Origin of the sequence: Pseudomonas saponiphila (assembly GCF_900105185.1) — a bacterium.
GTDB classification, from domain to species: domain Bacteria; phylum Pseudomonadota; class Gammaproteobacteria; order Pseudomonadales; family Pseudomonadaceae; genus Aquipseudomonas; species Aquipseudomonas saponiphila.
This window is the reverse complement of the sequence record NZ_FNTJ01000001.1, coordinates 2,006,172-2,019,797: the sequence shown is the minus strand read 5'-3', so window position 1 is coordinate 2,019,797 and position 13,626 is coordinate 2,006,172. Positions and strand designations below refer to the sequence as shown.

The 13,626-nt window shown below is 63.9% G+C and carries 8 protein-coding genes and 1 pseudogene; 7 read left to right on the top strand and 2 right to left on the bottom strand.

Annotated elements, in window-relative coordinates; all coding sequences use genetic code 11:
- Complete coding sequence (locus tag BLV47_RS09480) at positions 1 to 1,410, top strand: efflux transporter outer membrane subunit (protein ID WP_092312549.1); 1,410 nt, start codon at positions 1 to 3, stop codon at positions 1,408 to 1,410.
- Between the two features lie 64 nt (positions 1,411 to 1,474).
- On the opposite strand, the pseudogene BLV47_RS09475 reads toward BLV47_RS09480, so the two are convergent.
- Positions 1,475 to 1,735, bottom strand: a pseudogene (locus BLV47_RS09475) (hypothetical protein).
- A 153-nt stretch (positions 1,736 to 1,888) separates the two neighbouring features.
- On the bottom strand, positions 1,889 to 3,520 hold the full coding sequence (pvdP, locus tag BLV47_RS09470; RefSeq protein ID WP_092312546.1) for a pyoverdine maturation tyrosinase PvdP: 1,632 nt from the start codon (positions 3,518 to 3,520) through the stop codon (positions 1,889 to 1,891).
- A gap of 173 nt (positions 3,521 to 3,693) precedes the next feature.
- Here pvdP and pvdM point away from each other — a divergent pair, with 173 nt between their 5' ends.
- The 6 genes from pvdM to BLV47_RS09440 all read left to right on the top strand — a co-directional run bounded on the left by pvdM (position 3,694) and on the right by BLV47_RS09440 (position 12,911).
- Positions 3,694 to 5,043 (top strand): pyoverdine-tailoring dipeptidase-like protein PvdM, encoded by a 1,350-nt coding sequence (gene pvdM, locus BLV47_RS09465; protein ID WP_092312543.1) that lies wholly within the window; start codon positions 3,694 to 3,696, stop codon positions 5,041 to 5,043.
- Between the two features lie 33 nt (positions 5,044 to 5,076).
- Complete coding sequence (pvdN, locus tag BLV47_RS09460) at positions 5,077 to 6,363, top strand: pyoverdine-tailoring periplasmic protein PvdN (protein WP_092312540.1); 1,287 nt, start codon at positions 5,077 to 5,079, stop codon at positions 6,361 to 6,363.
- 47 nt (positions 6,364 to 6,410) lie between these two features.
- Positions 6,411 to 7,301 carry a dihydropyoverdine dehydrogenase gene (gene pvdO, locus BLV47_RS09455; protein ID WP_092312537.1) on the top strand — a complete coding sequence of 297 codons (891 nt, stop codon included), beginning with the start codon at positions 6,411 to 6,413 and terminating at the stop codon, positions 7,299 to 7,301.
- A gap of 32 nt (positions 7,302 to 7,333) precedes the next feature.
- Positions 7,334 to 8,353: a GNAT family N-acetyltransferase gene (locus BLV47_RS09450; protein ID WP_092312534.1), complete on the top strand. Its 1,020-nt coding sequence runs from the start codon at positions 7,334 to 7,336 to the stop codon at positions 8,351 to 8,353.
- Positions 8,354 to 8,665: 312 nt separating this feature from the next.
- Entirely contained in the window at positions 8,666 to 10,321 is a 1,656-nt protein-coding gene (locus BLV47_RS09445) for a cyclic peptide export ABC transporter (protein ID WP_092312531.1), read from the top strand.
- A gap of 112 nt (positions 10,322 to 10,433) precedes the next feature.
- Complete coding sequence (locus BLV47_RS09440) at positions 10,434 to 12,911, top strand: TonB-dependent siderophore receptor (RefSeq protein ID WP_167365632.1); 2,478 nt, start codon at positions 10,434 to 10,436, stop codon at positions 12,909 to 12,911.
- Positions 12,912 to 13,626 lie beyond the last annotated feature (715 nt).

The window sequence follows — 13,626 nt, the reverse complement described above, 5'->3', positions numbered from 1 at the left end:
ATGAAAACACCCTTGAGCCTTCTTGCCGCCTGCATCCTGCTGGCCGCCTGCAGCAGCCCCGCACCGCGCCCGGACAGCGGCCTGCAAGCCCCTGCCACCTGGCAAACAGCCGACACCCCCACCGCCCAGGCCGACCACCGGCGATGGTGGAGCCAGTTCGCCAGCCCGGAGCTGGACCGCCTGATCGCCCAGGCCCGCGAGGGCAGCTTCGACCTCGCTGCGGCCATGGCACGGGTACGCCAGGCCCAGGCCAGCGCAGTAATCGCCGGCGCGCCGCTGCTGCCAGAGCTCAAGGGCGGGCTCAACGCCAACCGGCAGAAACTGCTGCGTGGCAAGGGCTACAGCCAACTGAACGCCACCCGCGACAACCAGGCCGTGGACTATTTCGACGCCAGCCTCAGCGCCAGCTACGAAATCGACTTCTGGGGCGGCCGCCACGCCGCCCGCGACAGCGCCCTGCTGGGGGTCAAGGCCAGCGAGTTCGACCGCGCCACCGTGGAGCTGACCCTGCTCAGCGGCGTCGCCAACAGCTACACCCAGGCCCTGGCGCTGAACGAACAAAGCCGCATCGCCCAACTGAACCTAGACAACGCCCTGAACGTGCTCAAGCTGGTGCAGACCCGCTACGACTCGGGCTCGGCCACGGCCCTGGAACTGGCCCAACAACGCAGCCTGGTGGCCGCCCAGCAACGCCAGTTGCCACTGCTGCAGCAACAGGCCGAGGAAGCGCGGATCAGCCTGGCTGCCCTCCTCGGGCAACCGCTGCAGGCGCTCAGCCTGGGCCACCAGGACTTCGCCCAACTGCAATGGCCGAGCATCAATGCCGGCGTCCCCAGCGAACTGCTGACCCGCCGCCCGGACATCGCCAGCGCCGAAGCCCGGCTGGCCGCAGCCCAGGCCGACGTCAAGGTGGCGCGGGCGGCCATGTTGCCCAGCGTGACCCTGAGCGCCAGCCTCGGCTCAGGCGCCAGCCACGCCCCGGACCTGCTGCGCAGCCCCTTCTACAACCTCGGTGCCGGCCTGGTAGCGCCAATCTTCAATGCCGGACGCCTGAGCGCCGAACGGGACAAGGCCACGGCCCGACAGGAAGAACTGCTGGAAAGCTATCGCGCAGCGATCATCAATGGTTTTGCCGATGTGGAAAAAGCCCTCAACAGCATTCGCGGCCTGGACCAGCAACGCCAGTGGCAGAGCGAGGAGTTGAATCAGGCGCAACGGGCCTTCGAGATTGCCCAGAGCCGCTACCAGGCCGGCGCCGAAGACCTGCTGACCGTGCTGGAAACCCAGCGCACCCTGTACGCCGCTCAGGATCAGAACGTGCAACTACGACTGGCGCGGCTGCAGTCGAGCATTGCCCTGTACAAGGCCTTGGGTGGTGGCTGGCAGGCGTCCGCGCCAACGCTTCGCTGACCGCCGATTCATGCACGGCCGGTTCACTTGCAGAAAGTGAACCGGCCTTTTCAGTACCCCGCGCTTAAGCCTCCAGATACCACTGCAACGCATCCAGGGCATCGCAGCCGTCTTGCAGCAGCAAGTGAGCGGCGTTGACGAAGTGACTCAGATCGCGTTCGTTGACGCCTTCGAGGCGCAGGCAGTTGAGGCTGTGCATCAGGTCGCGAGAAGCCTTGATGCGCTATACCGCGCCGCCGTGCAAGTCTGCCGCTGGGGCGTTGCGGTCGAGGTGGAAGACAGGGTTAGGGGTGAGATTGCTGTGTAGCGGGATGAAATCCGTCATGGGTGAAACTCCATAAGCTGCTTGAAGAACAACCATAGAGCTGCTTTCCGACCGGCTAAGATCAGCCGCCGATGCTTCGGCGACCGGGCAACTATGGTGTCCACTGGCAGCGGGAACAACCGCCAATGTATTGCCAGTGCCTACAGGACGCCGCTACAACAGCCGCTGCCTGACCTTCAAATGCCGCGCATACCAGGGTCGGCGTGGCACCTTGCGAAACAGGTCGGCCAGTTGTTTCTCGTCATCGATAAAGGTGATGCGCAGAGCCAGCTTCATGGTTTCCGGATCCATCTCCACGGTCTTGCCGCTCTGCAATCCAGGGATGGTGCTGCAACCGTGGGTCACCGGCCCCAGCCAGGGGTCGCCGGCCTCGACCCAGCGCCCCGGGGCGAACCAGGGCACGCCATTGACTTCCAGGCGCTTGAGCTCGCCGGGATGGAAACGCTCGTGGGCGCGGAACCAGTCCTCCAGGCGGTCGTCGATCCAGCCATGGAAGCGCCAGAACACCGGGCTGACATGGGATGAAAACGGATCGCCGAGAAAGTCGTTTTCCGGCTGGTACCAGCGCGGGGAAAAATCCGCCGGATCGCGGGCCATGGGCACCGGCGCACCACTGGAGGGATCGCGCGGCACCGAGGCCCAGCGCATGTGCAGCCAGTCGTGCAGGCCCAGTTCGATTTCCGAACCGAACTGGCCCAGGGTCAGCTTTGCCAAGTAGCGCAGGTCGCGGTATTGCGACTCCCAGACCTGGAAGTTGCTGTGGTAGGTCTCACCCGCCTTGATGTCGCTGACCCACTGGCTGTAGTCGTCATCGTCATCGGCCAGCCACGCCGGCGGCAGGGAACCGCCGTCATGGTTGTCGAAATAGCGGGCGAACCCCAGGCGATCACGCAGCAGTTCCGGCTGCGGCAGGGGGAAATGCCGCCAGGACGGCAAGTCCTGCATGGAACGCGCCGTACCCAGCATGTGCCGGTGCATGAAAAAGAAATCGATGCCCGAGCCGTTGCGATCCTTCTTCGGACCGCGCGCATCACGCTCCTGCCCCCGCGGGCCAGGCTGCCAGCCGATGCCGCGCAGGGCGTCACGCTTCTCTTCGGAAAGCCGGTGCCACTTGTCCCGGGTGGCGTGCCACAGCTGGTGGAACAACCGATGCTCAGGCGACACCAGCCAGGCCAGCAGCGTCGGGTTCAAGCCGATACGCTGGCGGGCTTCGGGAAACATCTGCTTGGTGGCGACAAAGCGGTTGTCCAGGGCGGGCAGCGCCAGGGGCCGGTCCAGACGCTCGACACGGCCGCTGAGGGTGCCGCTGCCAGCATTGGCGAAACCGGCCCAGACCTCATCCAGGCTCATCTTGAATTCATAGGTGGCAGCACCGTCCACCGCGCTGGCCGGGATCAGCCGCCAGTACAGTTCAGCCGGCTGCGGGTTCACCAGGTCGCCGACGATCCGATAGCGCGGCTCGGCCTCGGCACGTAGCGCCTCGGCGCTATCCAGGTAGCCGCACAGGCCGCGGCCGCGCTGGGCGATGTCGAGGAACAACTCCAGCTCCTGGCGGGGCAAGCCGTCGAGCCCGGCATCGGCACCTTCGAAGCGGATGCTCCAGACGCCCCGCAGTTGGTCCGCCAAGCGTTGCCCGGCAGTGTCCGCCAGGTCCACCGTAGCTTCGCCCGGGGTGACGGGAAACTCTTCCTCGCGCGTCAACTCGCGATGCACATAAAACGCTGCCGGCACGGCAGCGCCAGTCAGCGCCAAGCCCGCCATGAACCCTCGTCGAGAAATCGTCATTGCCCTACCTGTGTCAGCCCTGATGCAGGCCTTATCCAAGCAAGGACGTTTGTTGCCCGAGGAAATTTAGCCTGTGCAAAGGGCACTTAAATTTCCTCGTCACTGGCTCGTTCTTCCCAGATAGCAAAGGCCCCTGTGCCTGCACCTTGACGGCGAATCCGACTGAGATGGCAATGACAAAACCACGTTCGAAGAAGGCTCTTTACATCGGCCTGCCGCTGGCCCTGGCGATAAGCGCCGGCGCCGCATTCCTGGCCTGGGACTCCTGGCTGCGGGACAACCCCGGCTACCCGGTCAAGGTCATGAAACAGGCCGAAGAACTGCAGGAACGCATCCTTTCCTTCGACAGCCACATCACCGTGCCCCTGGATTTCGGCAGCGCCGGCAACGAAGCCGACAAGGACGGCAGCGGCCAGTTCGACCTGGCCAAGGCCGGGCGCGGACGCCTGTCCGGCGCGGCCCTGACGATCTTTGGCTGGCCGGAAATCTGGAACGGGCCCAATGCCCCCCATCGCCCCACGGCGGGCTTTGTCGACGCCGCGCGCAACGAGCAGGAAGCGCGCTACAAGATCCTCACCGGCATGGTCCGCGACTTCCCCCATCAGGTGGCCATTGCCCACACCCCGGAAGAGTTCCGCCGCCTCAATGGTGAAGGCAAGTTCGCGGTGTTCCTCAGCATGCTCAACGCCTACCCCCTGGGCACCGATCTCGACCAGCTCGATCACTGGGCGGCCCGGGGCATGCGCATGTTCGGTTTCAGCTACGTGGGCAACAACGCCTGGGCCGACTCCTCGCGCCCGCTGCCGTTCTTCAACGACACCCCGGACGCCCTCGGCGGCTTGTCCGAACTGGGCCAGCAGGCGGTGCGGCGGCTCAACGACCTGGGGGTGATCATCGACGTCTCGCAGATGTCGACCAAGGCCCTGGAGCAGGTCAGCCAACTCAGCCGCGCGCCCTTCGTCGCCTCGCACTCGGCGCCCCGGGCCCTGGTGGATATCCCGCGCAACCTCAGCGACAGGGAAATGCAACTGATCAAGGACAGCGGCGGCGTGGTACAGATCGTCGGCTTCCCCACCTACCTGCGGCCCCTGAGCCAAGCGACCCGGGACAAGCTCAACGCCCTGCGCGCGCGTTTCGACCTGCAGCCCTTGACCGGCCTGGAAATGGCCCTGATGCCCGGCGACGCCATCATCACCGTGTGGCCCGAACAACGTTTCGGCGAATACGCCGGCGAGCTGTACGCCATCCTTGAAACGGAGCCCAAGGCCAGCCTCAAGGACTTCGGCGACGCCATCGACTACGCCGTGAAGAAGATCGGTATCGACCACGTCGGCATCAGTTCGGACTTCAACGACGGCGGCGGCCTGGACGGCTGGAAGGATGTCAGCGAGGGCCGCAACGTCACCGCCGAACTGCTGCAGCGCGGCTACAGCGAAGCGGACATCGCCAAGCTCTGGGGCGGCAATTTCCTGCGGGTCTGGGCACAGGTGCAGCAGTCCGCCAAGCCTGTGGCCAATCGTTGATTTCTCCCATTTGCCAACCAGTGAAATGAGCTCATGACCGATCGCCGTACATTTCTCAAACAGGCCGGCATCCTCGCCGCCGGCCTGCCTCTGGGCGCCAGTGCCCTGGCTGCATCCGACTCCGGCGCCAGCACCCTGGGCCCCACGCCCAACGACAAATGGGCGCAACTGCGCCTGCTGTTCGACCAGGACCCGGATTACCTGCACTTCTCCAACTTCCTGGTGACCTCGCACCCCAGGCCCGTGCGTGAAGCCATCGCGCGCCATCGCGCGAACATCGACCGCAACCCGGGCCTGGCCATGGACTGGGACCTGCAGGAAACCTGGAAACGCGAGGCCGAGGTGCGTCAATGGGCAGGTCGCTACCTGCACGCCAAGCCCGGGCAGATCGCCCTCACCGGCAGCACCAGCGAAGGCCTGGCGATGATCTATGGCGGCATTCACGTGCGGCCCGATCAGGAGATCCTGACCACGGTGCACGAGCACTACGCCACCGAGTACAGCCTGGAGTACCGGGTGCGCAAACAAGGCACCCAGGTGCGCAAGATCAGCCTGTTCAAGGACCCGCACCAAGTCTCCAGCGATGAAGTCCTGGACTCCATCAGACGCAGCATTCGCCCCAACACCCGTGTGCTTGGCATGACTTGGGTGCAGTCGGGCAGTGGCGTGAAACTGCCCATCGGCGAAATCGGCAAGCTGGTGGAGGAACTCAACCGTCAGCGTGACGAATCCCGGCAGATTCTCTACGTGGTCGATGGCGTCCACGGGTTTGGCGTGGAAGACCTGAGCTTTCCCGACATGCATTGCGATTTCTTCATCGCCGGCACCCACAAATGGATGTTCGGCCCTCGCGGCACCGGGATCATCTGCGCCCGCTCCGAGGAACTGAAGAACGTCACCCCCAGCGTGCCGACCTTTTCCGAGGACAACAATTTCGGCACCAGCATGACACCCGGTGGCTACCACGCCTTCGAACACCGCTGGGCCCTGGATGAAGCCTTCAAGCTGCACCTGCAGTTGGGCAAGGCCGAGGTCCAGGCACGCATCCACGCTCTCAACAGCTACCTCAAGCAGCGCCTGCAGGAGCTGCCCCAGGTGGAACTGGTCACCCCCTTGAGCCCCGAGCTGTCGTCGGGTTTCACCTTCTTCCGGATCCGGCAACAGGATTGCGACAAGGTCGCCGCCTACCTGATGGCCAACCGGGTGGTAGTCGATGCCGTGGACCGGGACGTCGGCCCGGTGGTGCGTACCGCTCCCGGGCTGCTCAACGACGAGCGACAGATCGACCGCCTTGTAGAACTGCTGCGCAAGAGGGTTTGACCCCCTGCGACCCGGCGCCCTGCATCATTTTTTAGAAGAGAGTCACGATGAAACCGCACCCATCGAACACCAGCCACCGCTCGCCCCTGGCCAACCTCTCCCTGGCCCTGCTGCTGAGTCTGTTCCTGCCGGCCGCCGCCCAGGCCGCCGCCTCGCCCCAACCAGGCAAGGTCTTCAAGGACTGCAAGGACTGCCCGGAAATGGTGGTGCTGCCGGCAGGCACCTTCACCATGGGCACCCCCGATGACGAGGTTGGCCGCCAGGAGGACGAAGGTCCGATGCACGAAGTGACCTTCGCCAAACCGTTCGCCATCGGGCGCTTCCAGGTCCTGGCCGGCGAGTGGGCAACCTACCTGAAGGAAACCGGCTACCAGATGCCCGACGGCGACACCCGCCCCGGTCGCGAATGCAAGGCCGGCAAACCCCGTTACCCGGTAGGTCCACGCCAGCCGGCGGTGTGCATGGACTTCAACGAAGCCCAGGCCTACACCGCCTGGCTGTCCAAGCGCACCGGCCAGCATTACTACATCGTCAGCGAAGCCATGCGCGAATACGCAGCCCGCGCCGGCAGCACCGGCCCCTTCCCCTTCCCTTTCGACGAGGGCAAGGAGTACAGCATCGCCAAGCACGCCAACACCTACGGTCCGGAAGACGGCTTCAGCTTCACTTCACCGGCCGGATCCTTCCCCCCCAACGCCTTCGGCGTCTACGACATGCACGGCAATGTCTACGAATTCACCCCCGACTGCTGGCATGAGAACTATGTCGGCGCCCCCTCCGATGGCAGCGCCTGGACCGAGCCCAACTGCAGCGTCCTGCAGATGCGTGGCAACGACTGGACCGAAGCGCCGATTTTTTCCCGCTCAGGCAACCGCAACAACATCTACCCCACTGATCGTGGCGACTGGCTGGGGTTCCGGGTTGCCCGCGACCTTTGACCCTCCCCCACATCGCCTGACGGAGACACACCATGAAAGCAGCTTTGTTTACCCTGTCGCTGAACGACGGTTCCACCGCCAGCGTGCATGAGGCCGAAGAGAACCAGGGCAGCCTGCACACCGAGGGCTTCGCAGCGCTGAACTTTCGCAGCGATGGCGAGCTGATCGAGATCCTCGGCGAAGTGCCGCCCAACTACCCCGCCAGCGCGCTGCTGGCGGTGCTGGGCGGGCATTTCTGCCACCGGAAAAAGTCCGCCCAGGTGCGGGTTCGCCTGCGGGCCGGCCGCGACTTTGCGGTCTTGGCCATTCGCCTGGGGGTCTTCGACACCCTGCTCGCCGCCGACGCCCATCAGGTGGAACTGCAGTGCCGGCGCAGCACCTTCTGGCAGCACCCGCTGCCCTGGCTCAGCGCGCCGGCCAGTGCCCACACCGCGCCCTTCTACCAGTTCAGCGGCGAGAAACGTCACCCGCAACGCCCGCCACTGCCCCAGGGCGAGGTGTACCGCCGCCGACTACCGGGGCTGAATACCGAATTCAGCCTGCGCACCATCGACCCGGACCGTGACCTGCAGGCCTTCAACCGCTGGATGAACCTGGAACAAGTGGCGTTCTTCTGGGAGCAGGCCGGCAGCCTTGACGAGCACGCCGCCTACCTGCAGGACATGCTCGCCGACCCACGGGTCCACCCATTGATCGGTTGCTACGACGACGAGCCTTTCGCCTACTTCGAAGTCTACTGGTGCAAGGAAGACCGCATCGCCCCCTACTACGACGTACAGGACCATGACCGCGGCTGGCACGTGGTGGTGGGCGAGAACAAGCATCAGGGCATCGGCAAGCTCAAGGGCTGGTTCAATTCGCTGATGCACTACATGTTTCTGGATGACCCGCGCACCCAGCGCATCCTCGGCGAACCGCGGATCGACCATGATCGGCAGATCGACTTTCTCAAGTCCCAGGGCTTCGGTCACTTGAAGGACATCCAACTGGCCCACAAGAAAGCCGCCCTGCTGCGCCTGGAGCGCGAGTTCTTCTTCGATCGGCCGTTGTGAGCTGATCCACCGGTCGCTGCCGCCCTCCGGCGGCGGCCGGCACCCGGGCCAACGCCAGGCCCGCGCTAAATCCCTCCTGCCTCATTTCGTCTTCTCTGCAACGGTCTTGAGCCCGGCTCCGTCCCGAGCGCGACAGCCTGCTCAGGCCCGGCACTGCAGCGGACGGCGCGGCGCGCCCCGGAACATTGCCCGTATATCGATTCACTCCAGAGGAAATGCCCCAGATGAACCCGACGGTTGCACCTCCGCCCCCCTGCAGCACCGCATACCGCCCCTCACCCGCCCCTATTCGCGCTTGAACCAGGAGTCATCATGAACAGCCCTCCGCGTAGCCGCAGCGCCATCCGAGACCTGCTGGGCCTGCTCAAACCTTTCTGGCCCACCGTGGCCCTCTCGATCGTGCTGGGCATCATCGGCGGCCTGAGCATCACCGTCCTGCTGGCCACCATCAACCAGGCCCTGAACGGCGCCGACGGGCTCAGCCGCGGCGTGGTCCTGACCTTCGCCGGGCTGTGCCTGCTGGCGCTGCTGTGCTCGATCCTGTCGGACATCGGCAGCAACTACGTCGGCCAGCACATCATCAGCAAGCTGCGCAAAGACCTGGGGGAAAAAGTCCTCAGCGCCCCCATCGAGCAGATCGAACGCTATCGCAGCCATCGCCTGATCCCGGTATTGACCCACGACATCGACACCATCAGCGACTTCGCCTTCGCCTTCGCGCCCCTGGCCATTTCCCTGACCGTGACCCTGGGCTGCCTGGGTTACCTGGCCCTGCTCTCCTGGCCGATGTTCCTGCTGATGCTGGTGGCCATCGTGATTGGCTGCAGCGTGCAATTCGTCGCCCAGACCAAGGGCATCAAGGGCTTCATGGACGCCCGGGATGAAGAGGACAACCTGCAAAAGCACTACAACGCCATTGCCGATGGCGCCAAGGAACTGCGCATCCACCGGCCACGCCGCAACCGCATGTTCAACCAGCGGATCAAGCACAGCGCCGAGCACATCTGCAACAAACAGATCGAGTCGGTGAACATATTCATTGTCGCCAAGACCTTCGGCTCGATGCTGTTCTTCGTGGTCATCGGCCTGGCCCTGGCCCTGCAGTCCTTCTGGCCCGACAACGACCGCGCGGTGATGAGCGGTTTCGTCCTGGTGCTGCTGTACATGAAGGGCCCCCTGGAACTGCTGATCGGCAACCTGCCGATCGTCAGCCGCGCCCAGGTAGCCTTCCGCCGTATCGCCGAACTGTCCGAGCGCTTCTCCTCGCCCGAGCCGCACCTGCTGCTCAGCGACACCACGACCCAACCCCAGGCGGTGCATAGCCTGGAACTGCGGGATGTGCGTTACGCCTTCCCAGCCATTGAAGGCAGCGCACCCTTTGCCCTGGGCCCGGTGAACCTGCGGATCAAGCAGGGCGACATCGTCTTCATCGTGGGCGAGAACGGCTGCGGCAAGACCACCCTGATCAAGCTGCTGCTGGGCCTGTACCGGCCCCAGCAAGGCGAGATCCGCCTCAACGGCCAAGCGGTCACCGCCCAGACCCGCGACGACTATCGGCAACTGTTCACCACCATCTTTGCCGACTACTACCTGTTCGACGACCTGGTCCAGGGCGGCGAACAACTGCCCGCGGATGCCGAACAGTACCTGCGGCGCCTGGAGATCGGACACAAGGTGAGCATCCGCGACGGGGCCTTCACCACCACCGATCTGTCCACCGGGCAACGCAAGCGCCTGGCGCTGGTCAACGCCTGGATCGAGGAACGCCCGGTGCTGGTGTTCGATGAATGGGCCGCCGACCAGGACCCGACCTTCCGGCGCATTTTCTACACCGAGCTGCTGCCGGACCTCAAGCGCATGGGCAAGACCATCATCGTCATCTCCCACGACGATCGCTATTTCGACATCGCCGACCAGTTGGTCCGGATGGAAGCGGGCAAGGTCAGCTGCGAACTCGAACCGGCCTGATTTTTACCTATCGGCTTTCCGGTTTTCGGCAAGTCGAACGTCTCATAACAAGTTTGAGAAACATTAGCATTTAGAACGAATTCCCATTGCCGCTTTATAAGAGCAAATGAACATGCCAGCACCTCTAGGACTCACCCCCCTGAAAACAGCCCTGCTCATGCGCCATGCGCTGCGGCCGAGCTTGCGTCCCTATCTGCTTGGGGCCGTATTGGCGCTGCCTTGTGCCGCCCAGGTACAGGCCCAGCAAGCCAATTTCGATATTCCTGCGCAGTCCCTGGGCAACGCCTTGCAGACGTTCGGCCAGCAAGCCGACCTGCAAGTGCTCTATAACCAGGACAGCGTCCAGGGCAAGCGCAGCACGGCGATCAAGGGTTCCTTGCAACCCGACCAGGCCCTGTCGCAACTGCTGCGCGGGACCGGGGTGAGTTATCAGCGCCAAGGCAACACCGTGACCCTGCTACAAAGCACTGGTGCGGTGGAATTGGGGGCCACGAACATTTCCACTCAGGAGCTGGGGAGCACCACTGAGGGGACCGGTTCCTACACCACCGGGCAAAGCAACTCGGCCACCCGCATGGACCTGTCCCTGCGTGAAACGCCGCAGTCGGTCAGCGTCATCACCCGCCAGCAGATGGATGACCAAGGGTTGACCGAACTGGCGCACGTCATGCAGCAGACCCCCGGGATCACGGTCAACCGCGAGAGCTCCGAAGGCTACGTGTATTACTCGCGCGGCTTTGAAATACAGAACTTCCAATACGACGGCGTTCCCAGCCTGGGCACCGACGGCGGTAACATCCGCGACAACTACAGCATCGGCAACACCCTGATCTACGACCGCATCGAAGTACTCAAGGGCGCCACCGGCCTGGTCAACGGAGTCGGCTATCCGTCAGGGGTGATCAACATGGTGCGCAAGCGCCCGACCCGGGAATTCCAGGGCCACGTCGCCGCCGGCGCCGGCTCCTGGGACCGCTACACCAGTGAAGTGGACGTTTCCGGCCCGCTGGTGGAAGGCGGCGCGATACGCGGGCGGATGGTGGCCGGCACCGGCAAGCGCCACAGCTTCATCGACTACCAGAAAGGTGAGCAGAACGTCTTCTACGGCATTCTCGAAGGCGACCTGAGCGACGCCACCACCCTCAGCGTCGGCTACGACTTCCAGAAGAACAACGACGACGCCACGACCAACACCAGCTTGCCGGTGTTCTACAAGAACGGTGATCGGATCAAGTTCTCCCGCTCCACCAACCCGGCGGACAAGTTCGCCTACCGCAACCAGGAAACCCAGCACGCCTTCGTCGGCCTCGATCACCAGTTCGACAACGACTGGACCTTCAAGGCGACGGTCAATACACGCAAGTACACCTCGCGGGAAATCATCGCCGGCATGTCCAGCGAGCACGTCAATCTCGACAACAGCCAGGACTATGGCTACCTGCCGCCGGGCGGCGTGGCCAACTTCGGCTCCAACAGCGACGAGAAGTCCTTCGATGCGTATGCCAAGGGCCCGTTCTCACTGTTTGGGCGCACCCATGAACTGGTGCTGGGCTACAACTATTCCCATGCCACCACCCGCTCCAAGCGTATCGACGGCACCACCACCAAAGTCATCGACGACGTGCTGAACTGGAACAACAGCATGCCCTACCCGACCGACTGGGCCTGGTGGTCGACCTTCGATGTGAAGAGCACCCAGAAGGTTTCCTACGCAGCGGTGATCCTCAAGCCTACCGACGCCCTGAACTTCATTCTTGGCGCCCGGGTCAACGACTACGACTGGCAAATCGATCGGGTCAACGCCCTGCGCCAACTGCCGCGCATCTCCACCACCAACTCCGGGGAAGTCATTCCCTATGCCGGCGTCACCTATGACCTGGACGACCACCACACGGTCTATGCCAGCTACACCGACATCTTCAAGCCACAGCCCTACAGCCTGGACGTCAGCGGCAAGTCCCTGGAACCGCTGACCGGGCAGAGCTACGAAGTGGGGCTCAAGGGTGAGTACTTCGACCGTCGCCTGAATGCCAGCCTGGCGCTGTTCCAGCTCAAGCAGGACAACCTTGGCGAGAATACAGGCGTGATTGGTGTTGACGGCTTCGAGGCCATGCGCGCGATCAAGGGCGCCACCACCAATGGCATCGAGCTGGAAATGGCCGGTGAAGTGCTGCCGGACTGGAACGTCAACGCCGGCTACGTCTACCAGGAGTCCTACGACGCCAAGAACAAACGCGTGGCCACCACCCAGCCACAGCACCTGTTCAAGGTAGCCACCACCTACCGCCTGCCCGCCGAGCTGAACAAGGTCACCGTGGGTGGCAACATGCAATGGCAGAGCGCGACTTCCTTCGTCGACAGCACCTTCGCCGATGCCTCCAACAACCCGCTGCCCAGCCACAAGTTCACCCGTTCCAGCTACGCCGTGGTGGGCCTGATGAGCAGCTATGACTTCAACCAGAACCTCAAGGCCACGGTCAACCTGAACAACGTCTTTGACCGGACCTACTACAGCGGTATCGGCACCTACAACTCGATCTATTACGGTGACCCGCGCAACGTCATGTTCAACGTCAAGTACAGCTTCTGATTTCCCCTGGTTGAACCCCACCCTGCTCCGGTCTCCGGGGCGGGGATTTTTTTGTCCGCGGCGCCAGCATCGACCTGATGTTGTGTCCTCGGTCTTCGGCATTCTTATTGGATTTTCGTAGGAGCCGGCTTGCCGGCGAAAAAGCTCGCAGCCATGCAGTGGATGGGCCGACGCCTTCGCTGGCAAGCCAGCTCCTACGGAGGCACCACTACCGCATCTCGCTGTAGGAGCCGGCTTGCCGGCGAAGAGGCCCGTAAGTCACGCAGCGCACGGGCTGACGCCTTCGCTGGCAAGCCAGCTCCGACGAAGGTCCCATTACCGCATCTCGCTGTAGGAGCCGGCTTGCCGGCGAAGAGGCCCGTAAGTCACGCAGCGCCCAGGCTGACGCCTTCGCTGGCAAGCCAGCTCCTACGGAGGTCCCACTACCGCATCTCGCTGTAGGAGCCGGCTTGCCGGCGAAGAGGCCCGTAAGTCACGCAGCGCCCAGGCCGACGCCTTCGCTGGCAAGCCAGCTCCTACGGAGGCACCACTACCGCATCTCGCTGTAGGAGCCGGCTTGCCGGCGAAGAGACCCGTAAGTCACGCAGCGCCCAGACCGACGCTTTCGCTGGCAAGCCAGTTCCTGCACGGGGGGACTTCAGGCCGCCGTCGCGCTCTTGCTCTTGATCTGAACGCCCCGTTGACCACGATGGCCAGAGTAAGGGCGAAACCACCA